Consider the following 23151-nt stretch of genomic DNA (forward strand, 5'->3'; position numbering starts at 1 on the left):
CCGAGCAGAAGGAGCCAGAGGATGGCCGGCAACAGAGGCGTGGCGTACATCGAACCGGGCAAGGTCGAGGTCCACGACATCGACTACCCCAAGCTGGAGCTGCAGGACGGTCCCGGGGTCAACCCGGCGAACGTCGGCCGCCAGCTGCAGCACGGCGTCATCCTGAAGGTGGTCACCACGAACATCTGCGGCAGCGACCAGCACATGGTCCGCGGCCGGACGACGGCGCCGCCGAACCTGGTGCTCGGCCACGAGATCCTCGGGGAGGTCGTGGAGAAGGGGCGCGACGTCGAGTTCATCGAGGTCGGCGACCTCTGCTCGGTGCCGTTCAACATCGCCTGCGGGCGGTGCCGCAACTGCAAGGAGGGCAAGACCGGGATCTGCCTGAACGTGAACCCGGCCCGCCCGGGTGCGGCCTACGGGTACGTGGACATGGGCGGCTGGGTCGGCGGGCAGGCCGAGTACGTGACGGTGCCCTACGCGGACTGGAACCTGCTGAAGTTCCCCGACCGGGACCAGGCCATGGAGAAGATCCTGGACCTGACCATGCTCTCGGACATCTTCCCGACCGGGTTCCACGGCGCGGTCACCGCCGGGGTGAAGCCGGGATCGACCGTCTACATCGCCGGAGCCGGCCCGGTCGGGCTGGCCGCCGCCGTCGGGGCGCAGCTGCTGGGTGCCTCGGTGGTCATCGTCGGGGACCTCAACGAGGACCGGCTCGCGCAGGCCCGCTCGTTCGGCTGCGAGACCGTCGACGTCAGCAAGGGCGACCCGAAGGACCAGCTCGAGCAGCTGCTCGGCGAACCCGAGGTCGACGCCGCGGTGGACGCCGTCGGCTTCGAGGCCCGCGGGCACGGCGAGGGGGCGCAGAAGGAGGCGCCGGCGACGGTGCTCAACTCGCTGATGGAGGTCACCGCCGCCGGTGGCGCCATCGGCATCCCGGGCCTCTACGTCACCGGCGACCCCGGTGGCATCGACGAGGCGGCGAAGGTCGGGGCACTGTCGCTGAGCCTGGGCACCGGCTGGGCGAAGTCGCTGTCGTTCACCACCGGGCAGTGCCCGGTGATGCGCTACAACCGCGGCCTGATGAAGGCGATCCTCGCCGACAAGGTGCAGATCGCGAAGGCCGTCAACGCCACGGTGATCAGCCTCGAGGACGCCCCGCGCGGGTACCAGGAGTTCGACTCCGGTGCCTCCCGCAAGTACGTCATCGACCCGCACGGGATGACCGGCAAGGCCGCCTGACCCGGTCCGGCCGCGCCGGCCCGGCACCGCTGCCGGGCCGGCGTTGCCGGCCTGCGGGGACGGGGGAGGAGGATGGGGTGGTGAACGTCTTCACCGACTACGCCGAGACCCACTGGGTCCCGATCAACGGCGACATGGTCACGGTGCAGACCGTGGACGCCGCCGGAACGCGGGAGACCCACGTCCTCTCCGTCCCCGAGGCGCTGGCGCAGTTCAAGGTCAAGTACCCGTTCATCGACGACGCCATGGCCGCCGAGCTCTTCGCCCGCGGCGGCTGACGCGGGGGAGCCGCACCTCACGCAACAGTCCACGACGCAGCGCCGTTGCACCTGGTGTGACGCTCCGCTTCTCGGTCCTCGGTGACTCCCTGGCCTTCGGCACCGGTGCCGCCTCGCCGGCCGACACCCTCGGCGCCCGGCTCACCCGCGAGCTCGAGGCGGCGGGCCTCCCGGTGCGCCTCGACGTGGTCGCCGTCCCCGGGGCGACGTCGCTGGACCTCGACGCCCAGGTCCGCCGGGCGCCGCGGGACGCCGACGTCGCCCTGCTGGTGGTCGGAGCCAACGACCTGACCCGCCAGGTGCCCCCGGCGCAGGGCGCGGCGGCCCTCGGTGCCGCGGTGGCCGAGCTGCGCCGGCGGGGTACCGCGGTGCTCGTCGTCCCCACCCCGGACCTGTCCGCGGTGGCCTGGGTGCCGCCGGCGTTCCGCGCCGTGGTGGCGGCCGTCTGCGACCAGGTGCGCACCCGGCAGACCGCCGCCGCGGAGGCGGCCGGCGGGGTCGTCGCACCGGTGGCGCCTGCGCTGTCCGCGCGGTTCGCCGCGGAGCCGGGGCTGTTCTCCGCCGACCGGTTCCACCCGTCCTCGGCCGGCTACGCGCTGGTCGCCGAGGCGCTGGCCCCGCACCTGCTGGCCCTGGTCGAGCGCCGCGCCGCGGCCTGAGCCGGCCGCCGAGATCCGCGGTCTCGTGGTCTCCCGGCTCGGGTGGCCCCGAGACCGCAGATCTCGGCAGCGGGGCCGGGAGGCAGCGGGAGCCGGGAGCAACGACGACGGCGGCCGCCCCTCGCGGGACGGCCGCCGTCATCAGTGCCCCGGGTCAGGGGCGGTGGTCAGCTGGCCGGCACGGCCCCGGCGCGGAGCGCGCCGAGCAGGTCGTGGTTCAGCCGGGAGATGGTCTCCATCGAGATGCCCTTCGGGCAGACCGCGGAGCACTCACCGATGTTGCTGCAGCCGCCGAAGTCCTCGGCGTCCTGCTGGGCCACCATCTTGAGCACCCGGGTGTCCCGCTCGGGCTGGCCCTGGGGGAGCAGCCCGAGGTGGGCGACCTTGGCGGCGGTGAACAGCATCGCCGAGCCGTTGGGGCAGGCCGCCACGCAGGCACCGCATCCGATGCAGGTCGCGGCGTCGAACGCGGCGTCGGCGTCCTTCTTCGGCACCGGGACGGCGTGCGCGTCGGGAGCGGTGCCGGTGGGAACGCTGATGAACCCGCCGGCGGAGATGATCCGGTCGAACGCCGAGCGGTCGACCGCGAGGTCCTTGACCACCGGGAACCCGCCGGAGCGCCACGGCTCGATGTCCAGCACGTCGCCGTCGTTGAACGAGCGCATGTGCAGCTGGCAGACGGTCGCCTGCTCCGGGCCGTGCGCGATGCCGTTGATCATCAGACCGCAGGAGCCGCAGATGCCCTCGCGGCAGTCGTGGTCGAAGGCCACCGGGTCGTCGCCGTCGAGGATCAGCTTCTCGTTGAGCACGTCGAGCATCTCGAGGAAGGACATGTCGGGCGAGACGTCGGTGACGTGGTAAGTCACCATCTTGCCCTTCTGCGTCCGGTCCCGCTGACGCCAGATGCGCAGGGTCAGGCTCATCGTGCGTGGCTCTGTGCTGGTCACTTGTAGCTCCGCTGGGCGAGGTGGACGTTCTCGAACTCGAGGGCCTCGCGGTGCAGCACCGGCGGCACGCCCTCCGGGGTGTACTCCCACGCGGCGACGTAGGCGTAGTTCTCGTCGTCGCGCAGCGCCTCACCCTCAGGCGTCTGGCTCTCGGCCCGGAAGTGCCCGCCGCAGCTCTCGTTGCGGTGCAGCGCGTCGACGCACATCAGCTCGGCGAGCTCGATGAAGTCGGCGACCCGGCCGGCGTGCTCGAGGTTCTGGTTGAAGATGCCCTGCTCGCCGGAGACCTTGACGTTGGTCCAGAACTCCTGGCGGATCTCCGGGATCCGGTCGAGCGCCTTGCGCAGGCTCTCCTCCGACCGCTCCATGCCGCACAGGTCCCACATGAGCTTGCCCAGCTCCCGGTGGAACGAGGCGACCGTGCGGGTGCCGTTGATCGACAGCAGCTTCTCGGTCTGGGCGCGGACGCCCTGCTCCGCCTCGACGACCGCCGGGTGGGTGGTGTCGACCTTCGGGAAGGGGCCGTCGGCCAGGTAGTCGTTGATCGTGTTCGGCAGCACGAAGTAGCCGTCGGCCAGGCCCTGCATGAGGGCGCTGGCGCCCAGCCGGTTCGCGCCGTGGTCGGAGAAGTTGGCCTCACCGATCACGAACAGACCCGGGATCGTGGACTGCAGGTCGTAGTCGACCCACAGCCCGCCCATCGTGTAGTGGACCGCCGGGTAGATGCGCATGCCGGTCTCGTACGCGTCCTCCCCGGTGATCCGGTTGTACATGTCGAAGAGGTTGCCGTACTTGGCCTCGATCGCCTTGCGGCCGACCCGCTGGATGGCGTCGGAGAAGTCCAGGTACACGCCCAGCCCGTTCGGGCCCACGCCACGACCCTCGTCGCAGACGTTCTTCGCCTGGCGCGAGGCGATGTCGCGGGGCACCAGGTTGCCGAACGCCGGGTAGATGCGCTCGAGGTAGTAGTCGCGCTCGTCCTCGGGGATCTCCCGCGGGTCGCGGGTGTCGCCGCGCTCCTTGGGCACCCACACGCGCCCGTCGTTGCGCAGCGACTCGCTCATCAGCGTCAGCTTCGACTGGTAGTCGCCGCTGACCGGGATGCAGGTCGGGTGGATCTGGGTGTAGCAGGGGTTGGCGAACAGTGCGCCCCGCTTGTGCGCCCGCCAGGCCGCCGTGACGTTGGAGCCCTTGGCGTTCGTGGACAGGTAGAAGACGTTGCTGTAGCCGCCGGAGGCCAGCACGACGACGTCGGCCATGTGCGAGGTGATCTCGCCGGTGATCAGGTGCCGGACGACGATGCCCCGGGCGCGGCCGTCGACGACGATCAGGTCGAGCATCTCGGTGCGCGGGTGCTGCTCGACGTTGCCCAGCCCGATCTGCCGCTCCAGCGCCTGGTAGGCGCCGTACAGCAGCTGCTGGCCCGTCTGGCCGCGGGCGTAGAAGGTGCGCGACACCTGGGCGCCACCGAAGGAGCGGTTGTCCAGCAGGCCGCCGTACTCGCGGGCGAAGGGCACGCCCTGGGCGACGCACTGGTCGATGATGTTGGTGCTCACCTCGGCGAGGCGGTGCACGTTGTCCTCGCGGGAGCGGAAGTCGCCGCCCTTGACCGTGTCGTAGAACAGCCGGTGCACGCTGTCACCGTCGTTGCGGTAGTTCTTCGCGGCGTTGATCCCGCCCTGCGCGGCGACCGAGTGGGCGCGGCGGGGGCTGTCCTGGAACCAGAAGTTCTTGACCCGGTACCCGGCCTCGGCGAGCGTCGCCGCCGCCGAGCCACCGGCCAGGCCGGTGCCGACCACGATGACCGACAGGCGCCGGCGGTTGGCCGGGTTGACCAGCCGGGCACGGAACTTGCGCTCCTCCCACCGCTGGGCGATGGGGACGTCGCGGGGGGCCTTGGTGTCGGCGATCGGCTCGCCGACGGTGAAGAGCTCGAGAGGCATGGCTGGGAGTTCCCGTCAGTCGATCAGGCCGAAGGCGATGGACAGCGGCACGAGCAGGAAGCCCACGGTGAGCACGGTGGCGACGACGTAGGCCAGCGCGTTCACGGCGCGCTCGCGCTTCTTGTTGGTCTGCCCGAGGGTCTGCGTGGCGGCGAAGATGCCGTGCCGCAGGTGCAGGCCCAGCAGCAGCATCGAGACGACGTAGAAGGCCGTGATCGGGATGTTCGAGAAGCTCGCGACCAGGCGCTCGTACGGCGTGGTGTCGTGCCCGGCCGGGTTCACGGTGCCCAGCGTCAGGTCGAGGATGTGCCAGATGATGAACAGCGCGAGGATGACGCCGCCCCAGCGGACGGTGCGCGAGGCGAAGCTCTGCTGCACCCGCTTCTTCGTCGCGTAGGGCACCGGGCGGGCGCGCTTGGCCTGGCGCCACAGCGAGACGGCGGCCCAGAAGTGCGCCACCACCGACACCAGCAGCACGATCCGGATGATCCAGAGGACCGTCTGGGTCGGCACGGCCGGCTCGCCGATGCTGCGGATCCACCCCGAGTAGTGGTTGAAGGACTCGGCGCCCTCGAAGGCGTGCAGGTTGCCGATCATGTGGGCGATCAAGTACAGGATCATGACGATCCCGCTGACGGCCATGACCGTCTTCTTGACGACCGAGTTGCTGAACCGGCCGGTCTTCGGGGCCCTCCGTGGAGCCTGCTGCGTCGTCATCGTCGCCACGGCACCAAGGTATTCCCTGTGCCCAGTGACACCCAGGTGAACCCGCCGTGACACGGCTCATGTAAGGCGACCCTCACCTGCGGGTCCGCCCGCCGGTGGTGGCACCCGGGGGAGGCGCCGGCCCCCGGAGAGGAGGAGGATCTCCGCCGTTCGGCCCCGCACCCGCCCGCCAGGGCCGGTCAGAGAGGAACTTCGGACGTGCCCGGACCCACTCGCGGCTTCCTCGGCCGCCGTCGCGGCCCCAGCGACCCGCGGCTCCCACCCGGCCAGTACGACGTCGGCGGTGACTGGCCGGTGCTCACCGCCGAACCAACGCCGCGGATCGCGCCCGAGACCTGGACGATCACCGTCGACGGCGAGGTCGAGAACCCGACCACCTGGACCTGGGACGAGGCGCACGCGCTGCCCGCGTCGGCCTACAGCGGCGACATCCACTGCGTCACCACCTGGTCGAAGTTCGACACCCACTTCGCCGGCATCAGCGTCGACTCGCTGCTGGAGGTCGCCAGGCCGACCGCCGAGGGGCGGTTCGTGATGGCGACGTCGAAGACCGGCTACACCACCAACCTGCCGATCGAGGACGTCACCGGCGGCAAGGCCTGGCTGGTGTGGGAGTACGAGGGGCAGCCGTTGCCGATCGAGCACGGCGGCCCGGTGCGCATGCTGGTGCCGCACCTGTACTTCTGGAAGAGCGCCAAGTGGATCAGCAAGATCACGCTGCTCAAGCGCGACCAGCCGGGCTTCTGGGAGCAGAACGGCTACCACGACCGCGGCGACCCGTGGCGGCAGCAGCGGTACCAGGGCGACTGATGGAGGACCCGGGCCCGGACTCGGGCGCCACGTCGGTCACCGCCGGTGGCCCGCCCGGCGGTGGCGGGGCGCCGGCGGGTGGGTGGACCACCGCGACCGTCGCCGGGGTGCGCCGGCCGATCGCCCGCTCGGTGGAGCTCCGGCTCGACGTCCACGACCGGGTCGACCACCTGCCCGGCCAGCACTACGTCGTGCGGCTGACCGCCGAGGACGGCTACACCGCGCAGCGGTCCTACTCCGTCGCCTCCGCGCCGGGCGACCCGCTGGTCGAGCTGTTCGTCGAGCGGCTGGACGACGGTGAGGTGAGCACCTACCTGGCCGACGTCGTCGAACCCGGCGACGAGCTGGAGGTGCGCGGGCCGATCGGTGGCTGGTTCGTCTGGGACGGGCGGACCCCGGCGCTGCTGGTGGGCGGCGGGACCGGTGTCGTCCCGCTGGTGGCGATGGTGCGGCACGCCCGGGACATCGGCCGGCTGGACCTGCTCCGGGTGGCGGTGTCGGCGCGGACGGTGGCCGAGCTGCCGTACGCCGAGGAGCTCGCCGCGGCCGGCGCGCTGGTCGTGACCACCCGGGAGGCGCACGGCATCCGCCCGGCTGCCCGGATGACCGCGATGGACCTGCTGCCGCTGTGGGAGCCGGGGCAGACCGCGTTCGTCTGCGGTTCGGCGGCGTTCGCCGAGGCCGCCAGCCAGCTGCTGGTCGGGCTGGGCGTCGCGCCGTCGGCGATCCGGGTCGAGCGGTTCGGGCCCTCGGCGTCGGAGCAGTCGACGCGCTGACCGAGGGCGGGTTCCGTGCTCGACGAAGGCAAGGCTAACCTCTGCTCGCCTGATCGTTGATCATGAGGAGTCCGCCGTGCCCCGCCGTCCCGTCCGCCGCGCCGCCGTCCTGGTCGCCGGCTTCACCGCTGTCCTCGGGCTGGCCGCCTGCGGCGGCTCAGAGGAGGCGGAGACCGCGGCCGCCGCCGGGTCGTCCCCCTCGTCCGAGGCGTTCCCCGTCTCCATCGAGAACAAGTTCGGCACGACGGAGATCCCGGACGAGCCCGAGCGCGTGGTCACCGTCGGCTTCAACGACCAGGACTTCGTGCTCGCCCTGGGGGTGACGCCGGTCGGCGTCCGGGAGAACCTGGGCGAGTACGACGCCACCCAGCGCCCGTGGGCCCAGGAGCAGCTCGGCGGGGCGGAGCTGCCGACCGTCGGCGGCGCGGAGATCGACGTCGAGGCCGTCGCCGCGCTGGACCCGGACCTGATCGTCGGCGTGTACTCGTACATGGACCAGGCGGTCTACGACCAGCTGTCCGGCATCGCGCCGACCCTCGCGCAGACCGACGAGTACCCCGACGGGGCCACCCCCTGGCAGCAGCAGACCCTGCTCACCGGCCAGGCGCTCGGCCGCGAGGAGCAGGCGCAGGAGCTGGTCGAGGAGGTCGAGGGCCGGTTCGAGCAGGCGATCAGCGACAACCCCGGGTTCGCCGGCACGTCGATCGCCGTGGACCTGACCGGCGTCGGATCAGGCCACTACCTGCTCGGCCAGGACGACCTGCGCACCCAGTTCTTCAGCGACCTCGGCTTCGCCGTCCCCGAGACGAGCACCGACGTCAGCCAGGAGCGCCTGGACCTGCTCGACGCCGAGGTCCTCGTGCTCAACGGGTACACGTCGGAGGACACCGCCGCCGAGCCGTTGCTGGCCGCGCTGAGCGTGGTGACCGAGGACCGCGCCGTCCACCTGGGCCCCTACAGCGGCGAGCTGAGCGCGGCGCTCGGCTACGGCAGCCCGCTGTCGCTGCCCTGGCTGCTCGACCGGGTCGAGCCGGCGCTCGCCGCCGCCGCCGACGGCGACCCGGCCACCGAGGTGCCCGCCCTGACCTGAGGAAGGACCACCGTGTCCCCCACCCCTCGCCGACGCTCGGGGTGGGACCCTGCACGGGGCCGGACCGGGAGGGTGTGCGGGTGATCGAGCTCGACCGGCTGACCAAGCGGTACCGGGCACGGACGGCGGTGGAGGACCTCACCGCCCGGGTCGAGCCCGGCCGGGTCACCGGCTTCCTGGGGCCCAACGGGTCGGGCAAGACCACGACGATGCGGTGCGTCCTCGGGCTCACCCGGCCCACCGCAGGTGGGGCCACCGTGCTGGGCGTGCCCTACGCCGAGCTGCGCGAGCCGATGCGCAGCGTCGGCGCGCTGGTCGACCCGCGCGCCCGGCACCCCGGGCGGACCGCCTACCGCCACCTGCTGGCGCTGGCGCAGAGCAACGCGCTGCCCCGGGGCCGGGTCGACGAGGTGGTCGACCTGGTCGGACTGGCCGATGTCGCGGGAGAGCGGGTGCGCGGGTTCTCCCTGGGCATGGGGCAGCGGCTGGGCATCGCCGTCGCGCTGCTGGGCGACCCGGAGGTGCTGATCCTCGACGAGCCGGTCAACGGGCTGGACCCCGACGGGATCCGCTGGGTGCGGGAGCTGCTGCGCGACCTGGCCGACGAAGGGCGCACGGTGCTGGTCTCCAGCCACCTGATGAGCGAGATGCAGGACACCGCCGACCACCTGCTGGTGATGGGTCGCGGCCGGTTGCTCGCCGACGTGCCGATGGCCGAGCTGCTGGGCGCGGACGCCGTCGTCCGGGTGCGCACTCCCCAGCGGGCGGCGCTCGCCGGCGCGCTGCAGCGGGCCGGCGCCCAGGTATCCGCGGAGCCCGACGGGGCCCTGGCCGTGCGGGGGATGGCCCCCGAGCAGGTCGGCGACGTCGCGTTCGCCGTCGGCGCGCCGGTGCACGAGCTGGCCCGGGCGACGACCTCGTTGGAGGCGGCGTACTACGCGCTCACCGGGGACGACGTCGAGTACCGGGCCGGCACCCGGTGACCGGGCTGCTGCGCGGTGAGTGGACCAAGCTCACCTCGCTGCGCTCCACCTGGTGGGCGGCCGCCGTGTACGCACTCCTCGCGGTCGGGTTCGGCTGGCTGGCGGCCGCCACCACGCCGTCCGCCGCCGACGCGGGCGATGCCGGGGGGATCGCGCTGATCGGCTTCGGCTTCGCCCAGCTCGTGGTGGTCGTCCTGGGCGTCGTCGTCGGCGCGGGGGAGTTCACCAGCGGCATGGTGCTGGCCTCGCTGGCCGCGGTGCCCCGGCGGGTGCGGTGGCTGGCGGGCAAGACCGTCGTCGTCGCCGGAGCCGTCGGGGTGCTGACCGCGGTGCTCGCGCTGGGCTGCTGGCTGGCCGCGCGGACGTCGACCGGGGTGCCGGGCGGGGTGCCGCTGACCGGATCCGGGGTGGGCGGCGCCCTGCTGCTGCAGGTCGCCGGAGCCGGGCTGACCGCAGTGCTGGCGGTCGGGCTGGGCGCGGCGCTGCGGTCGACGGCCGGCGGGGTCGGCGCGGGCATCGGGCTGGTGCTGGGTCTGCCGGTGGTGCTGCCGCTGTTCGGCGACCTCGCCACGTCGGTGGCGCAGGCGCTGCCGGTGCTGCGGGTCGCCGGGGTGCCCTTCCTGGCCGACGGTCCCGGCTGGGCGGTGGGCCTGGCCGTCACGGCCGCCTGGGCCGGCGGCAGCTGGCTGCTCGCCGCGGTGCTGCTGGTCCGCCGCGACGTCTGACGGGTGTGCGCGGTGCCCCAGCGGGTAGTGCGCGGCCGGACCGCGGCGCACCTCGCCCGGCCATCAGGGCAGGAGAGGAGCACCGTGGCCATCCGCGAGGAGGACGCCCGGGAGGAGCTCGGCGAGACGCCGGGGCCGACCGAGGACGAACTGCAGCAGGCGTTCGACACCATCGTCAGCGACGGCGCGCAGCGTCTGCACCGCAGCTGGCGGGAGGTCCTCACCACCGGCTTCGCCGGCGGCCTGGAGGTGGCCACCGGGGTCCTGCTGCTGCTCGCGGTCTACGCCGAGACCGGCAGCCACCTGCTGGCCGGCCTCGCCTTCTCGGTGGGTTTCATCGCCCTCCTGCTGGCCCGCAGCGAGCTGTTCACCGAGGGCTTCCTGGTGCCGGTCACCGCGGTGGCGGCCGGCCGGGCCGGCTACGCGCAGCTGGGCAAGCTGTGGAGCGGGACCCTGGTGATGAACCTGCTGGGCGGCTGGCTGGTGGCCTGGCTGGTCGCCCACGCCTTCCCGGAGCTGGGCGACACGGCCATCGAGAGCGCCGCGCACTTCGTGGACGCACCGCTGGACCTCCAGTCGGCCTCGCTGGCGATCCTGGCGGGGATCGCCATCACGCTGATGACCCGGATGCAGCACGGCACCGAGTCGGACGGGGTGAAGGTGGTCGCCGCGGTGGCGGGCGGCTTCCTGCTCGCCGGGCTGCAGCTGTTCCACTCGATCCTGGACTCGCTGCTCATCTTCGTCGCGCTGCACGCCGGTGCACCGTTCGGCTACGGCGACTGGCTGGCCTGGTTCTGGTACACCACGCTGCTCAACATGGCCGGTGGCCTGTTCGTGGTCACCCTGCTCCGGCTGGTCCGCAGCAAGGACATGATCAAGGACGAGCGCGCCGCGGCCGGCGACGACTGAACGGTCAGCCCCGGACCGCGCGGCGCATCGCCGTCACGTAGCGGTCCAGGGCCAGGGACTGCACCCGGCTGCTGATCGGAGCGCCCAGGCGGGCGAGCGGGGTGGCCAGCCGGGAGAAGGCGCGCAGCTCGTAGTGCACCTCGCCGTCGGGCGCCCGCGTGACGACGAAGCTCTCCTCGCCGCTTTCCGGGTGGCCGGGGAGCGTGCCGTAGCCGAACCCGCGGCGGTCCGGCTCGTCGACCACCCAGACGACCCGGCACGGGATGTCCAGACCCAGCCGGCGCAGCCCGGCGGTCATGAGGACGACGGTGCCGACCGTGCTGGCCGGTCCGCTGGCCTGGATCCGCAGGCCGGCGGCGCGCTGGGCCGCCCAGCGGAACACCGCGGCGGCGGCGCGGTCGAACTCCGTCGCGCCCGAGCCGATCCGCTCGCGGCGGTCGACGTGGTCGTAGCCGGCCGGCAACTCGGCGTCCCGGGTGGCGCCCACCTCGGGGTAGGTGAACGGTGCGTCGGCCAGCTGGGTGAGCGTCGTGCGGCGGAGGATTCCCACCCGGCCAGTGTGCCCGGCCGGTCAGGGCCGGGCGCTGTGCGCCCTCAGGCGGTGCTCCAGCTGCGTGACCAGCGCCGGCAGCTCGTCCGCGGGAACGGCCCCACCCAGCCAGAAGCCCTGGATCTCGTCGCAGCCCAGGGCGCGGAGGTCCCGCCACGTCGCGGCGCTCTCCACGCCCTCGGCGACCACCCGCAGCCCGAGGTCGTGCGCCAGCCCGATGATCGCCCGCACGATCGTCCGCGAGCCGGCGTCGGTCAGCATGCCCATCACGAACGACCGGTCGATCTTCAGCGTCTGCACCGGCAGCCGGGTGAGGTAGGCCAGCGAGGCGTGCCCGGTGCCGAAGTCGTCCACCGACAGACCGACGCCGAGCACCCGCAGCTGGCGCAGCACCTCCAGCGCCCGCGTCGGGTCGTCCATCACGGCGGTCTCGGTGATCTCCAGCTCCAGCGCGCCCGGGGCCACCCCGGCATCGCCCAGCAGCGCGGCGATGCGCCCGGGCAGCGTCAGGTCGCCGAGGCTGCGCGCGGAGAGGTTGACGGCGACCCGCAGCGGGCGGCCGGCGTCGGCCCAGCTGCGGCTGTCGGCGAGCGCCTGCACCAGGACGGCGTCGGTGAGCTCGTGGACCAACCCGGTGTGCTCGGCCAGGTCGATGAACGACCCGGGCAGCAGGAGGCCCCGGCGGGGGTGCTCCCAGCGCAGCAGGCCCTCCACCCCGATCACCCGGCCCGTGCGCAGGCACGCCTGCGGTTGGTAGTGCAGCCGCAGCTCGCCGGCGGAGACGGCCCGGCGCAGCTCGCCGTGCAGCACCAGGCGGTCGGCGTCGAAGGTGTCGATCGCGGGGGAGTAGACGACCAGCCCCGTCCGGTGGGCCCGGGCGTCGGAGAAGGCGACGTCGGCCCGGCGCAACAGCTCGGTCGGCTCGGTCACGGGGCCGGCCGCCAGCCCGGCGGACGCCGAGAGGTCCAGCACCAGGTCGCCCAGCCGCACCGGCTGCTGCAGCGCGGCGAGCAGCTGCGCGGACGAGGTCTGCGGGTCCGCGGCGGCCGGCCCGATGAGCAGCACGCCGAACTCGTCGCCACCCAGGCGCGCCACCAGGGCACCGGGCGGCGCGTCGTCGGTCAGCCGGGCCGCGACCGCGCACAGGAGGTCGTTGGCGGTGTCGTGGCCGAGGGTGGCGTTCACGTCGCCGAAGCCGTCGAGGTCGATGAGGAGCAGGGCGGGCGGAGGGCCGGCGTCGACTCCGAGCGCGGTGGCCAGACCGGAGAAGAAGGACTCGCGGTTGGCCAGCCCGGTGAGGAGGTCGTGGCTGGCCCGGTAGGAGAGGTCGGTCTCGGCGCACGCCCGGCGGCGGTGCTCGCGCTTGAGCTGAGCCCCGCGCCGGGCGCCGAAGCCGATCATGAACAGGTGGCTGCCGGCCAGCAGCAGGACCAGGTGGTCGACCGGCACCGGCCCCTGGGACCAGCGGTCCAGGGCGTCCGGCAGGTCCCAGGCCGCGCTGGCCGCGCCGAGGGCGACGGTGAGGAGCACGACCACGCCGAACTCCGCCAGCACCGTGCGGCGCAGCTCGGTCGCGTTCCGCCCCGTGCCTCGCATGCCGCCTCCTGGCGCTGCTGGCGCCGGCCGTCCGTGACCGAGTGCCCGAACCGAACATGGTGGTGTGCACCCGATCGGCCGGGGGAGGTTGCGGCGGGCCGGTCATCCGTTCGGGGGGCCGGAGCCCGGACCGGGGGCGGTACGTTGTGCCCACTGTGCTGCCCGCCGTCACCGCCACCCGCTACGTCACCCCGTTGCGCGAGGGTGGCTCGCTGCCCGGCCTCATGGAGGCCGACGACCTGGGCACCTACGTGGTCAAGTGGCGGGCGGCCGGGCAGGGCGTGAAGGTGCTCGCCGCCGAGGTCGTCTGCGGTGAGCTGGCCCGCCGGCTGTCGCTGCCGGTGCCGGCGCTCGTCACCGTCGACGTCGCGCCCGAGCTCGCGGTGGGGGAGCCGGACTTCGAGGTGCAGGAGCTGCTGCGCAACTCGGCCGGGGTGAACCTGGGCATGGACTACCTCCCCGGCGCGCTGGACTTCGAGGCCGGCGCCGCCCAGGTGTCGCCGGAGCTGGCCGGGCGGGTGCTCTGGTTCGACGCGCTGATCGGCAACGTCGACCGGTCCTGGCGCAACCCGAACATGCTGTTCTGGCACGGCCGGCTGCACCTGATCGACCACGGCGCCTCGCTCACCTTCCACCACAACTGGGCCGGGGCCGCCGCCGCGGTCACCCGCCCCTACGACGCCGCCCAGCACGCGCTGGTCGAGTGCGAGCCCGACGTGCCGGGCGCCGACGCGGCGCTGGCCTCCCGGGTCACCCCGCAGCTGCTGACCGAGGTGCTCGCGCTGGTGCCCGACGCGTGGCTGGAAGGGCCCACGCCTGACGAGGGGCCTGCGACCGTGCGCGCCCGCTACGTCGACCAGCTGCTGGCCCGGCTCGCCGCCCGCGACGCCTGGCTGCCCGGCCTGGTCGCCAGCGCCCGGGCCGGCGGTGCCGGACGGCGGTCGGCGCCCCGTGGGCAGAACCGGCCGTCCTGGCTGGGGCCGCCGCCGCCCGAGGGGGTGACGCAGCGGTGAAGCAGACCTTCGAGTACGCCGTGCTGCGGGTGGTGCCGCGGGTCGAGCGGGGGGAGTGCCTCAACGCCGGGGTGCTGGTCTACTGCCGGCAGCTGGACTACCTGGGCGCCCGGCTGCACCTGGACGTCGACCGGCTGCGCGCGCTCGACCCGACCGCCGACCCGGCGGCCATCGACGCCGCGCTGCAGGCGGCCGGCGACGTCTGCGCGGCCGAGCCCGCCGCGGGGGCGGCCGGCCGGGAGGTGCTGGGCTCGCGGTTCCGCTGGCTCACCGCCCCGCGCAGCACCGTCGTCCAGCCGGGCCCGGTGCACACCGGGCTGACCGCCGACCCCGACGCCGAGGCCGACCGGCTGCTGAGGTTGCTGGTCCTCCCCGTCGAGGGCTGAGGGGAACTGCTCCGGGTCACGGCAGCCCGGAGCCGGGGAACCACCGAGCGACGAGGTCGTAGGCCGCCTGCAGCTCGGGGCCGGCGTCCGCGTAGGGCGTCGGGTCGACGTGGGCGTCGATCCGGCGGCCGAACTCCAGGTCGAGCCCGCTGACCCCGTCGCCCACGCCCACGCCGACGCGGAGGCGGGAGGCCCGCCACTGGAACTCCAGATCGGGTCGGTGGCCGGTCTCCTCCTCCAGCTCCTCCGCCAGCGCGGCCAGGTCGTTGACCACGTCTCCGACGGACAGCAGCCCGACCCGGCGAACGGTCCGCCAGATGCCGGTCGTGTCGCCCGACCACGTCGGCAGGCCGGGGAGCGCTGCGGTCAGCTGACCAGGGGAGAGGACGGTTCGGGTGACCATGCCAGCAGCCTGCCGGTGCGCACCGACAGGACCGTTCTGTCCGACCCGCCCGGTAGACCACCGGCATGGAGATCACCGCGGTGGGCGTCGCCGCCACCGACCTGCGCCGGGCCGTCGCCTTCTACGAACTGCTCGGGTTCCGCTTCCCGACGTTCGACGACGGCGAGGAGCACGTGGAGGCCACGCCGGGCACCGGGGCGCGGCTCATGATCGACACGATCGCGATGCTGACCGAGCTGCTCGGGGAGGCGCCCCGGCCGGGCACCGGCGCGGCGTTCGCGAGCAACCTCGGCAGCCCGGCAGAGGTCGACGAGGTGGTCGCCCGGGTGGCCGCGGCCGGGCACACGGTGGTGCTGGCGCCGTGGGACGCCCCGTGGGGGCAGCGCTACGCCACCGTCGCCGACCCCGACGGCTACCGGGTCGACCTCTACGCGCCGCTGCCCGGCTGACGATCCGGGGCCAGCAGGCTGTCGACCTGCGCGGCGAGCTCCGGGTCGGTGTCGGTGAACGGGGCGAGCGCCTCGTCGGTCCGGCGGGCGTACTCGACGTCCAGCTCCGTCACGCCTCCGGCGGAGTGCGTCGTCAGGAAGACGCGCAACGTGCGCCACCGGACGTCGACGTCGGGGTGGTGGTCCAGCTCGTCGGCGGCCACGGCCAGGTCGGCCATCACCTCGGCCGCGTCGGCGAAGTCGATGCCCTGCACCGTCCGTTCGATGCCGGAGGTGTCACCCGACCACTCGGGCAGATCGGCGAGAGCGGCGGTGAGCTGGTCGGGCGTCAGCGGGGTGCGGCGGGCCATGCCCCGATCCTGCCGCTCAGACGTGCAGGCCGCACTCGACCTTGTTCTTGCCGGCCCAGCGGCCGGCGCGGGGGTCCTCGCCGGAGGCGACGGGGCGGGTGCACGGCGCGCAGCCGATGGAGGCGTAGCCGATCTCCTGCAGCGGGTTCACCGGCACCTGGTGCTCGGCGATGTAGGCGTCGACGTGCTCCTGCGTCCAGGCCGCGAGCGGGTTGACCTTCACCATGCCCCGCTTGGCGTCCCAGTCGACGACCTTGGTGCCCGCCCGGGTCACCGCCTCGTCGCGGCGCACCCCCGAGCCCCAGGCGACGAAACCGGCCAGTGCCTGTGCCAGCGGCTGCACCTTGCGCAGCGAGCAGCACAGGTCCGGGTCGCGCTCGTACAGCTTGGCTCCGTGCTCGGCGTCCTGCTCGGCCACCGACTGCGGCGGCTGCACGTTGTGCAGCGTGATCGGCAGCACGCCGGTGATCCAGTCGCGGGTGCCGATGGTCTCGGCGAAGTGGTACCCGGTGTCGAGGAACACGACGTTGACCCCGGGGACGGCGCGGCTGGCCAGGTGCGCCAGCAGCCCGTCGGCCATGCTCGAGGTGATCGCGAACCCGTCGCCGAAGGTCTCCCCGGCCCAGGTCAGCACGGCGAGGGCCTGCTCGATCGGGTCGGCGATGCCCGCGAAGCGTGCGTCGGCCTCGGCGGCCAGCTCCGGTGTCGGCTGGACGAGGGACGTGGTCACGGTCGGTTCACCCCAGTTCCGGTCAGGTGCACGGTGAAGGTGCGCAGGCACGCGGTGCAGTGCCAGCCTTCACCCTCCGGGACGAGGTCCTCGTCTCCGCAGTACGGGCAGTGGAACACCGGGAGCTGGCGAGTCCTTCCCGGCCGCGCCGGCTCGGTCGGCTCGCTCACCTCAGACCAGCCATTCCTCTTCTGCGCGCGAGACGTAGGCGGCGAACCGCTCGCCGGGCTCGCGGCGCTCGAGGTAGCCGCGGAGCACGCGCTCGCAGTAGTCCGCGGTCTCCTCCTTGGTGATCTTGTGGCCGCGGAACTTGCGGCCGAAGGAGGCCTCGACCCCGAGGTGACCGCCCAGGTGGACCTGGAAGCCCTCGACGCTCTCGCCCTCGGCGTTGCGGACGATCATGCCCTTGAAGCCGATGTCGGCGGTCTGGAACCGGGCGCAGCTGTTCGGGCAGCCGTTGACGTTGATCCCGATGGGCTCGTCGAAGTCCGGCAGCCGCCGCTCCAGCTCGGCGTACAGCTCCTGGGCGTGCTGCTTGGTCTCGACGATCGCCAGCTTGCAGAACTCCAGCCCGGTGCAGGCCATGGTGCCGCGGCGGAAGGCGCTGGGTCGCACCAGCAGGTCGTGCTCGGCCAGCGCGTCGACCAGGTCCTCGACGCGGGCGTCCGGGACGTCGAGGATCACCAGCTTCTGCTGGGTCGTCGTCCGGATCCGCCCGCCCTGGGTGCCGTACTCCTCGGCGAGGTCGGCGATCCGGGTCAGCAGCGTGCCGCTGAGCCGGCCGGTGCGCAGTGCGAAGCCGAGCGCGTTGAGGCCGTCCTTCTGCTTGCTGACGCCGACGTGGTCGCGCTGGTCGTGCTTGGCCGGCGCCGGGGCGGGGCCGTCGGGGAGCTGCTCGTGCAGGTACTCGTCCTGCAGCACCTGACGGAACTTCTCCGGGCCCCAGTCGGCCATCAGGAACTTGATCCGGGCGTGGTTGCGGGACCGGCGGTAGCCGTAGTCGCGGAAGATCGCGGTGCACGCCGCCCAGACGTCGGTCACCTGGTCGGGGCGGACGAACACCCCGATCCGCTTGGCGAACATCGGGTTGGTCGACAGACCGCCACCGACCCACAGGTCGTAGCCGGCCTCGCCGTCGGCGTTCACCACACCGACGAAGGAGACGTCGTCGATCTCGGGCTCGGTGCAGTGGTCGACGCACCCGGACATCGACGTCTTCCACTTGCGCGGCAGGTTGCTGAACTGCGGGTCGCCCAGGTACTTCTCCACGGTCTGGGCCAGCACCTCGGAGGCGTCGATGACCTCGTCCTCGAGCACCCCGGCCAGCGGGCAGTTCAGCATGACCCGGGGGACGTCACCGCAGGCCTCGGTGGTGGAGAGCCCGATGGACTCCAGTCGCCGCCAGATCTCCGGAACGTCCTCGATCCGGATCCAGTGCAGCTGCACGTTCTGCCGGTCGGTCACGTCGGCGACGTCCCGGCCGAACTCCGTGCTGATGCCGCCGATGACCCGCAGTTGCTCGGTGGTCAGCTGCCCGCCGTCGATGCGCACCCGCAGCATGAAGTACTCGTCCTCGAGCTCCTCGGGCTCCAGCACGGCGGTCTTGCCACCGGGGATGCCCTGGGCCCGCTGGGTGTAGAGCCCCATCCAGCGCATCCGGCCGCGCAGGTCGCCGGGGTCGATGCCGCCGAACCCGGTGTGCGCGTAGATGTCGAGGATCCGCTGGCGGACGTCCAGCCCGTCGGAGTCCTTCTTCATCCGCTCGTTCGGGTTCAGCGGCTCGCGGTAGCCCAGCGCCCACTGCCCCTGTCCGCGGACGGGGCGGTTGCTGCTGCGAGTGGGGGTCGACACGTCAGTCGTTCTCCTCTGCGCCGGCACGGGAGCGTGCGCGACGCGGCCGGGTGTGGGTGCAGCAGGGAGGCTGCGGGGGGAGCGGGGCCGGGGTCAGCGCGCGGCGCGACAGGCGGCGCTGGAGACCCGCGCCAGGTCGACGTGCAGGCGCGACACGAGCAGGGCGCCGCAGTCCGTCACGCTTCGATGGTGCCACACCGGCCCGGCGGTGGCGCTCGGTCGCTGTGCTCAGTCGGCGGCGGGGACGCCGAAGGAGCGCCAGGCGCTCTCGAGCTCGATGAGCTCGGCGACCTGCGGCGGCATCGTGCCGGCGACGACGTCGGCCAGGGTCACGTTCTCCAGCACCCGCCGGTAGCCCTCCCGGGCGGCCACCCACACGTTGGCCAGCGACGCGGCGGGCCCCGGGTACTCGACGTCCTCGGGTCGCTGGCCGTGCACCTCGGCGAGGAAGCCCTGCTCCACCCGCATCACCCGGGCGATGGAGACCTCCGACGGGGGCAGGGCGAGGCGGTAGCCGCCCTCCCGGCCGCGCTGGCTGGTGACCAGCCGGGCGTGCTGCAGGTCGCCGAGGATCGCCTGCAGGAACCGGGCGGGGATGCCCTGGGCCTGGGCGATCCGCTCCGACGTCAGCGACTCGGGAGCCACGGAGGCCAGCTCGACGGCCGCCCGCACCGCGTAGTCGACCCGGGCTGAGATGCGCACGGCGCTCATCCTGCCGTGTCTGGTTGGCTGGCCCGCGTGTTCCAGCTGAGGTTCACCACGTTGGTGGAGGCGCCGCTCACCGTCGCCTTCGACGTGGCGCGGTCCCTCGGCCGGCCGTGGCCGCAGCCGCTGCGGGAGGTCGCCTCCGACCGGCCGTGGTCCGACGTCTACGAGGCGGTGCCGGGCCGGGGCCTGCGCCGGCTGGTGCACACGCGGCACTTCTCGGCCACCGGCGCCGGCACTCTGGTCGAGGAGCAGGTCGACGGGGAGACGTCGCTGCCCGGCGTGCTCGGCGGGCTGGTCGACCAGACGCTGCTGCGCGGCCGCGTCGTCCGCGCGATGCAGGCCCACCTGGACGCCTTCGCCGCAGCGGCCGCCGAGCGGGCCCTGGCGGTGACCCAGGTGGTCGGCGCCGCGCTGGTCGACGACCGGCGACGGGTGCTCGTCGCGCAGCGCGGGTCGGGGCCGCTGGCCGGGCTGTGGGAGTTCCCCGGGGGCAAGGTCGAGCCGGGGGAGGCCGACCTCGACGCGCTGGTGCGGGAGTGCCGCGAGGAGCTCGGCGTCGTGATCGCCCCGCAGTCGTTCCTGGGGGAGGTGCCGCTGGACGGCGTCGTCGCCGGGGGCGCGCCCGGGTCGTCGACGCTGCGGGTGTGGTGGGGGCGGGTGACCGGCGGCGAGCTGGTGGCGCACGAGCACACCGAACTGCGCTGGGTGGCCGACGACGAGCTCGAGGAGCTCGACTGGATCCCCGCCGACCGCCCGCTGCTCCCCGCCGTCCGCGCCCTCCTCGCCCTGTAGCCCCAGCTCCTTTCGCTTTCCGCGCCGAAAGCGAGGGCGGGGGGCTCGCTTTCGGCGCGGAAAGTGGTGTTCGGGGCGGTCTCCCTGTGGACGACGGGTTCACGGTGGGTCCCGGTGCGTCAGGGTCCCCGTTCGTGGTGCCTCGTCGACCTCTTCCGCACGGCGTCTTCCTCGGTTCCCACGCGGTGGCGGAGGGACTGCTGACCCGGGAACAGCTGCTCCGGCTCTACCGGCGCGTCCTGCGCAACGTGTACGCGGAACCGGGGCTGCCCTTCGACCACGAGCTCAGGTCGCGGGCGGCAGCCCTGTTGATCCCGGCGGACGCCGTCCTCGGCGGTCGGTCTGCTGCGGTGTGGTGGGGAGCCCCGACTGCGGGGCCCGTCGATCCGGTCACGGTGATCGTGCCGCCAGCATCCGCCTGGCGGGGCCCGCAGGGCGTGCGGGTGCACCGCAGCCTCCTCTCCCCCGGGGACGTGACCACGGCGGCGGACGGGCCGCGGATCACCTCCGCTGAGCGCACCGCGTGGGACGTCGCGACGCTGGAGCGCACGCTGGACGCGGTGGCCTGCCTGGACGGCATGGCGCACGCGCAGACGTTGAGCGGGGGCGTGATCCGGGCGCTCGTGGCCGGTGCGCCGGGCCGCTGGCGTGGCCGGCGGGCAGCGTCGGCGTTGTCCCTCGTGGACGGGCGGGCGCAGAGCCCGCCCGAGTCCTGGCTGCGCGTCGCTTGTCACCTCGCCGGACTCCCCGCGCCCGTCCCGCAGTTCGACGTCGTGGACCGGGGGAAGTGGCTCGGCCAGGTGGATCTCGCCTGGCCCGAGGCGGGACTGATCGTCGAGTACGAGGGTGCCTACCACTTCGAGGGCGAGCAGATCGTCAAGGACGACGCCCGTTACGAGCGGCTGATCGCGGCGGGGTGGCGGGTCATCCGTCTGCTCGCCGCAGACCTGAGAGACCTCGACGCCGTCGTCGCGCGGATCAGAGCAGCGCTGTGACCGGACCCCGATTCGCTTTCCGCGCGGAAAGCGAGGTGGACCGCGTCGATGGTGCGCACACGGGAGGTGGCATCGGCGTGTCCGCGTGTGTCTCGCCCCACACGCAAGATCGTTCGCCGCACTCCGTCCCAACCTGGAAATCCCGAGGTGGGCGGCGCCGGTGTTGCACGGATGTTTCGGGTCGGGCGCAGCAGTCCTGAGCAGAGGTCACAAGTTGGTGACGGTCGTGGACGGCCCCTTCGGGGCTGCTTACTGTCCTCCCCGTCCGCTCTGCACGACCGGGTGTCTGCCAGATGCGTACGAACTCGTCACCGACCGGCCACCTCGCCGTCACCGGCAGGTCCCGGTTCCCGACCGCCTCCCGTGCCAGTCGCGGGTCGAGGAGGAAATCGAACGTGAAGTTGAGCAAGCGCAGCGCGATGCTCATCGCTGCCGGGGTCTCCGGCACGATGGTGCTGTCCGCGTGCGGCGGCAGCAGTGACAGCGGTGGCGGCGGGAACGAGTCCGGCGGCGGGCGTGTCGTGTTCGGCGAGTCCACCGACTTCCCGGAGAACCTCTTCCCGAACATCGCCGCCGGGAACGCGGTGTCGACCGCCAACATCATCCACGGGGTCCTGCCCGGCGCCTTCAACGCGCTGCCGGACTTCAGCGTGGTCTACAACGAGGACCTGCTGACCGAGGAGCCGACCCTCGAAGAGGTCGACGGGCAGCAGGTGAACACCTACACGATCAGCCCCGACGCGGTCTGGAGCGACGGCACTCCGATCACCGCCGACGACTTCGAGTTCACCTGGCGCAGCAGCCGCTCCGGTGACCCGGCGGACGGTGGCTGCCCGGCGAACCTGTCGACCACCGGCTACGAGCAGATCGCCTCGGTCGAGGGCTCGGGCGACGACAACAAGACCGTCACCGTCACCTACGAGACCCCGTTCTCCGACTGGCAGTCGCTGTTCAGCGGCGACTTCGGCGGGGGCATCCTGCCCGCCCACCTGATGGACGACGACGACCCGGTGGCGCTCTGCGAGACCCTGACCGCCGGCTGGCCGATCGCCCAGGGCCTGCCCGAGGACATCTCCGGTGGCCCGTGGCAGGTCAAGGCGGAGAACATCGACGTCGGCAACCAGGTCGTCGTCCTGACGCCGAACCCCGAGTGGTGGGGCGAGGGGCCGAACCTCGACCAGCTCGTCATCCAGAACATCGGCAACGACCCGACGACTGCCGTCCAGGGTCTGCAGTCCGGTGAGCTCGGCGTCATCTACCCCCAGCCGCAGCTCGACCTGGTCGACCAGGTCGAGGGGCTGGCGCCGAACGTCGAGAGCGACATCACCTTCGGTCTGTCCTTCGAGCACCTGGACTTCAACGCCACGGGCCCGATCCTGAGCTCGCTGCCCGTCCGCCAGGCCTTCACCATGGCGCTGGACCGCCAGGAGATCGTCGACCAGACCGTGGGTCAGTTCTCCAGCGACGCCGAGGTGCTGCAGAACCGCATCTACTTCAACAACCAGCCGCAGTACGAGGACACCGCTCCCGACCAGTACAAGGAGCAGAACACCGAGCAGGCCCGGGCCCTGCTGGAGAGCGACGGCTGGGTCGCCGGCCCCGACGGTATCTACGTCAAGGACGGGCAGCGCCTGTCGGTCCAGATCGACACCACCGCCAACAACCCGCTGCGGCAGACCACCATCGAGGTCATGATCCCGCAGCTGGCCGAGGCGGGCATCGAGGCGACGTTCAACGCGAACCCGGACATCTTCGAGAGCGCCGAGTCGCCCACCTCCCTGGAGGGTGGCGGTTTCCAGGCCGCGCTCTTCGCGTGGGTCGGGTCGCCGTTCCGCGGCGCCACGCAGTCGATCTACACCCAGCCGCAGGGTGACAACATCCAGCAGAACTACTCGCGGCAGGGCACCCCGGAGATCGACGCCCTCTTCGCCGAGTTCGTGAGCGAGCCCGACCCCGAGGCGCAGGCCGAGCTGGGCAACCAGATCGACGCCCTGCTCTGGGAGCAGGTCGCCACGGTCCCGCTGTACCAGAAGCCGACCTTCATCGCGTACCAGAGCTCGATCAACGGCGTCGAGGACAACTCGACCCAGGCTGGTCCGCTGTGGAACTCGGCGACCTGGACCGTCGACAACTGACCTCGGGGCCCGAGCACGCACCAGCGGCTCCGAGCGTCACCAGCACTGAGCACCACCAGCACTGAGCACCACCAGAGCCCGGCGCCGCCGTCCTGACGGCGC

The 23151-nt window shown here is 72.9% G+C and carries 26 protein-coding genes; 15 read left to right on the top strand and 11 right to left on the bottom strand.

Features of this window, described 5'->3' with window-relative positions; translation table 11 throughout:
* The first annotated feature begins 21 nt into the window (after window positions 1-21).
* The 3 genes from fdhA to ACI79A_RS11290 all read left to right on the top strand — a co-directional run bounded on the left by fdhA (window position 22) and on the right by ACI79A_RS11290 (window position 2182).
* Complete coding sequence (gene fdhA / locus ACI79A_RS11280) at window positions 22-1245, top strand: formaldehyde dehydrogenase, glutathione-independent (RefSeq protein ID WP_457083077.1); 1224 nt, start codon at window positions 22-24, stop codon at window positions 1243-1245.
* An 80-nt stretch (window positions 1246-1325) separates the two neighbouring features.
* Complete coding sequence (locus tag ACI79A_RS11285) at window positions 1326-1523, top strand: hypothetical protein (RefSeq protein ID WP_457083079.1); 198 nt, start codon at window positions 1326-1328, stop codon at window positions 1521-1523.
* Window positions 1524-1579: 56 nt separating this feature from the next.
* Window positions 1580-2182 carry a GDSL-type esterase/lipase family protein gene (locus ACI79A_RS11290; protein WP_457083081.1) on the top strand — a complete coding sequence of 201 codons (603 nt, stop codon included), beginning with the start codon at window positions 1580-1582 and terminating at the stop codon, window positions 2180-2182.
* 167 nt (window positions 2183-2349) lie between these two features.
* Here the strand turns inward: ACI79A_RS11290 and ACI79A_RS11295 are convergent, their stop codons facing one another.
* From ACI79A_RS11295 to ACI79A_RS11305, 3 genes are read right to left on the bottom strand one after another with little or no spacing between them, the layout of a single operon-like run.
* Window positions 2350-3129 (bottom strand): succinate dehydrogenase/fumarate reductase iron-sulfur subunit, encoded by a 780-nt coding sequence (locus tag ACI79A_RS11295; RefSeq protein WP_457083083.1) that lies wholly within the window; start codon window positions 3127-3129, stop codon window positions 2350-2352.
* On the bottom strand, window positions 3126-5072 hold the full coding sequence (locus ACI79A_RS11300) for a fumarate reductase/succinate dehydrogenase flavoprotein subunit (RefSeq protein ID WP_457083085.1): 1947 nt from the start codon (window positions 5070-5072) through the stop codon (window positions 3126-3128). Before ACI79A_RS11300 ends, ACI79A_RS11295 begins: the two co-directional genes overlap by 4 nt.
* Before the next feature lie 15 nt (window positions 5073-5087).
* Window positions 5088-5789 (bottom strand): succinate dehydrogenase cytochrome b subunit, encoded by a 702-nt coding sequence (locus ACI79A_RS11305; protein ID WP_457083194.1) that lies wholly within the window; start codon window positions 5787-5789, stop codon window positions 5088-5090.
* A 207-nt stretch (window positions 5790-5996) separates the two neighbouring features.
* Here ACI79A_RS11305 and ACI79A_RS11310 point away from each other — a divergent pair, with 207 nt between their 5' ends.
* The 6 genes from ACI79A_RS11310 to ACI79A_RS11335 all read left to right on the top strand — a co-directional run bounded on the left by ACI79A_RS11310 (window position 5997) and on the right by ACI79A_RS11335 (window position 11091).
* Complete coding sequence (locus tag ACI79A_RS11310; RefSeq protein ID WP_457083087.1) at window positions 5997-6608, top strand: sulfite oxidase-like oxidoreductase; 612 nt, start codon at window positions 5997-5999, stop codon at window positions 6606-6608.
* Complete coding sequence (locus ACI79A_RS11315; RefSeq protein ID WP_457083089.1) at window positions 6608-7384, top strand: FAD-binding oxidoreductase; 777 nt, start codon at window positions 6608-6610, stop codon at window positions 7382-7384. The genes ACI79A_RS11310 and ACI79A_RS11315 overlap by 1 nt, the downstream gene beginning before the upstream one ends.
* Window positions 7385-7460: 76 nt before the next feature.
* Window positions 7461-8474 (top strand): iron-siderophore ABC transporter substrate-binding protein, encoded by a 1014-nt coding sequence (locus ACI79A_RS11320; protein ID WP_457083091.1) that lies wholly within the window; start codon window positions 7461-7463, stop codon window positions 8472-8474.
* A gap of 80 nt (window positions 8475-8554) precedes the next feature.
* Complete coding sequence (locus ACI79A_RS11325) at window positions 8555-9457, top strand: ATP-binding cassette domain-containing protein (protein ID WP_457083093.1); 903 nt, start codon at window positions 8555-8557, stop codon at window positions 9455-9457.
* A complete protein-coding gene (locus ACI79A_RS11330; RefSeq protein ID WP_457083095.1) occupies window positions 9454-10182 on the top strand; it encodes a hypothetical protein in 729 nt (242 codons plus the stop codon). The genes ACI79A_RS11325 and ACI79A_RS11330 overlap by 4 nt, the downstream gene beginning before the upstream one ends.
* A gap of 84 nt (window positions 10183-10266) precedes the next feature.
* Window positions 10267-11091, top strand: coding sequence for a formate/nitrite transporter family protein (locus ACI79A_RS11335; protein WP_457083097.1), 825 nt, complete (start codon window positions 10267-10269; stop codon window positions 11089-11091).
* Between the two features lie 4 nt (window positions 11092-11095).
* On the opposite strand, the gene ACI79A_RS11340 is transcribed toward ACI79A_RS11335, so the two are convergent.
* Both ACI79A_RS11340 and ACI79A_RS11345 read right to left on the bottom strand, forming a co-directional pair.
* Complete coding sequence (locus tag ACI79A_RS11340) at window positions 11096-11641, bottom strand: DUF1990 family protein (RefSeq protein WP_457083099.1); 546 nt, start codon at window positions 11639-11641, stop codon at window positions 11096-11098.
* Window positions 11642-11662: 21 nt separating this feature from the next.
* The gene (locus ACI79A_RS11345; protein WP_457083101.1) at window positions 11663-13237 is read right to left on the bottom strand and encodes a putative bifunctional diguanylate cyclase/phosphodiesterase; all 1575 of its coding nucleotides are present in this window, start codon (window positions 13235-13237) and stop codon (window positions 11663-11665) included.
* A gap of 155 nt (window positions 13238-13392) precedes the next feature.
* Here ACI79A_RS11345 and ACI79A_RS11350 point away from each other — a divergent pair, with 155 nt between their 5' ends.
* Window positions 13393-14250, top strand: a complete 858-nt coding sequence (locus tag ACI79A_RS11350) for a HipA family kinase (RefSeq protein ID WP_457083103.1) — start codon at window positions 13393-13395, stop codon at window positions 14248-14250.
* Complete coding sequence (locus ACI79A_RS11355; protein ID WP_457083105.1) at window positions 14247-14636, top strand: DUF3037 domain-containing protein; 390 nt, start codon at window positions 14247-14249, stop codon at window positions 14634-14636. The genes ACI79A_RS11350 and ACI79A_RS11355 overlap by 4 nt, the downstream gene beginning before the upstream one ends.
* A gap of 16 nt (window positions 14637-14652) precedes the next feature.
* On the opposite strand, the gene ACI79A_RS11360 is transcribed toward ACI79A_RS11355, so the two are convergent.
* Complete coding sequence (locus tag ACI79A_RS11360; RefSeq protein ID WP_457083107.1) at window positions 14653-15039, bottom strand: hypothetical protein; 387 nt, start codon at window positions 15037-15039, stop codon at window positions 14653-14655.
* 65 nt (window positions 15040-15104) lie between these two features.
* On the opposite strand from ACI79A_RS11360, the gene ACI79A_RS11365 reads away from it, so the two are divergent.
* On the top strand, window positions 15105-15488 hold the full coding sequence (locus tag ACI79A_RS11365) for a VOC family protein (protein WP_457083109.1): 384 nt from the start codon (window positions 15105-15107) through the stop codon (window positions 15486-15488).
* On the opposite strand, the gene ACI79A_RS11370 is transcribed toward ACI79A_RS11365, so the two are convergent.
* From ACI79A_RS11370 to ACI79A_RS11390, 5 genes are all read right to left on the bottom strand, one after another.
* The gene (locus ACI79A_RS11370; RefSeq protein WP_457083111.1) at window positions 15467-15838 is read right to left on the bottom strand and encodes a 4a-hydroxytetrahydrobiopterin dehydratase; all 372 of its coding nucleotides are present in this window, start codon (window positions 15836-15838) and stop codon (window positions 15467-15469) included. The two genes, ACI79A_RS11365 and ACI79A_RS11370, sit on opposite strands and share 22 nt — an antisense overlap.
* 16 nt (window positions 15839-15854) lie before the next feature.
* The gene (locus ACI79A_RS11375) at window positions 15855-16568 is read right to left on the bottom strand and encodes a phosphoadenylyl-sulfate reductase (protein WP_457083114.1); all 714 of its coding nucleotides are present in this window, start codon (window positions 16566-16568) and stop codon (window positions 15855-15857) included.
* 171 nt (window positions 16569-16739) lie between these two features.
* On the bottom strand, window positions 16740-18419 hold the full coding sequence (locus ACI79A_RS11380; protein ID WP_457083116.1) for a nitrite/sulfite reductase: 1680 nt from the start codon (window positions 18417-18419) through the stop codon (window positions 16740-16742).
* 93 nt (window positions 18420-18512) lie between these two features.
* The gene (locus ACI79A_RS11385) at window positions 18513-18617 is read right to left on the bottom strand and encodes a putative leader peptide (protein WP_457083118.1); all 105 of its coding nucleotides are present in this window, start codon (window positions 18615-18617) and stop codon (window positions 18513-18515) included.
* Between the two features lie 30 nt (window positions 18618-18647).
* Window positions 18648-19130, bottom strand: a complete 483-nt coding sequence (locus ACI79A_RS11390; RefSeq protein WP_457083121.1) for an RrF2 family transcriptional regulator — start codon at window positions 19128-19130, stop codon at window positions 18648-18650.
* A 27-nt stretch (window positions 19131-19157) separates the two neighbouring features.
* Here ACI79A_RS11390 and ACI79A_RS11395 point away from each other — a divergent pair, with 27 nt between their 5' ends.
* The 3 genes from ACI79A_RS11395 to ACI79A_RS11405 all read left to right on the top strand — a co-directional run bounded on the left by ACI79A_RS11395 (window position 19158) and on the right by ACI79A_RS11405 (window position 23049).
* Window positions 19158-19919 (top strand): (deoxy)nucleoside triphosphate pyrophosphohydrolase, encoded by a 762-nt coding sequence (locus ACI79A_RS11395; RefSeq protein WP_457083123.1) that lies wholly within the window; start codon window positions 19158-19160, stop codon window positions 19917-19919.
* A 185-nt stretch (window positions 19920-20104) separates the two neighbouring features.
* Window positions 20105-20914, top strand: a complete 810-nt coding sequence (locus ACI79A_RS11400; RefSeq protein ID WP_457083125.1) for a DUF559 domain-containing protein — start codon at window positions 20105-20107, stop codon at window positions 20912-20914.
* 395 nt (window positions 20915-21309) lie between these two features.
* On the top strand, window positions 21310-23049 hold the full coding sequence (locus ACI79A_RS11405) for an ABC transporter family substrate-binding protein (RefSeq protein WP_457083127.1): 1740 nt from the start codon (window positions 21310-21312) through the stop codon (window positions 23047-23049).
* The last annotated feature ends 102 nt before the right edge of the window (window positions 23050-23151 follow it).

The sequence above is a fragment of the Modestobacter sp. SYSU DS0657 genome (assembly GCF_054050925.1).

Excerpts from the sequence above, each read along its gene's own strand:
- fdhA (WP_457083077.1), top strand. The coding sequence starts at position 22 with ATGGCCGGCAACAGAGGCGTGGCGTACATCGAACCGGGCAAGGTCGAG.
- ACI79A_RS11300 (WP_457083085.1), bottom strand. The coding sequence starts at position 5,072 with ATGCCTCTCGAGCTCTTCACCGTCGGCGAGCCGATCGCCGACACCAAG.
- ACI79A_RS11305 (WP_457083194.1), bottom strand. The coding sequence starts at position 5,789 with ATGACGACGCAGCAGGCTCCACGGAGGGCCCCGAAGACCGGCCGGTTC.
- ACI79A_RS11315 (WP_457083089.1), top strand. The coding sequence starts at position 6,608 with ATGGAGGACCCGGGCCCGGACTCGGGCGCCACGTCGGTCACCGCCGGT.
- ACI79A_RS11345 (WP_457083101.1), bottom strand. The coding sequence starts at position 13,237 with ATGCGAGGCACGGGGCGGAACGCGACCGAGCTGCGCCGCACGGTGCTG.
- ACI79A_RS11360 (WP_457083107.1), bottom strand. The coding sequence starts at position 15,039 with ATGGTCACCCGAACCGTCCTCTCCCCTGGTCAGCTGACCGCAGCGCTC.
- ACI79A_RS11365 (WP_457083109.1), top strand. The coding sequence starts at position 15,105 with ATGGAGATCACCGCGGTGGGCGTCGCCGCCACCGACCTGCGCCGGGCC.
- ACI79A_RS11370 (WP_457083111.1), bottom strand. The coding sequence starts at position 15,838 with ATGGCCCGCCGCACCCCGCTGACGCCCGACCAGCTCACCGCCGCTCTC.
- ACI79A_RS11390 (WP_457083121.1), bottom strand. The coding sequence starts at position 19,130 with ATGAGCGCCGTGCGCATCTCAGCCCGGGTCGACTACGCGGTGCGGGCG.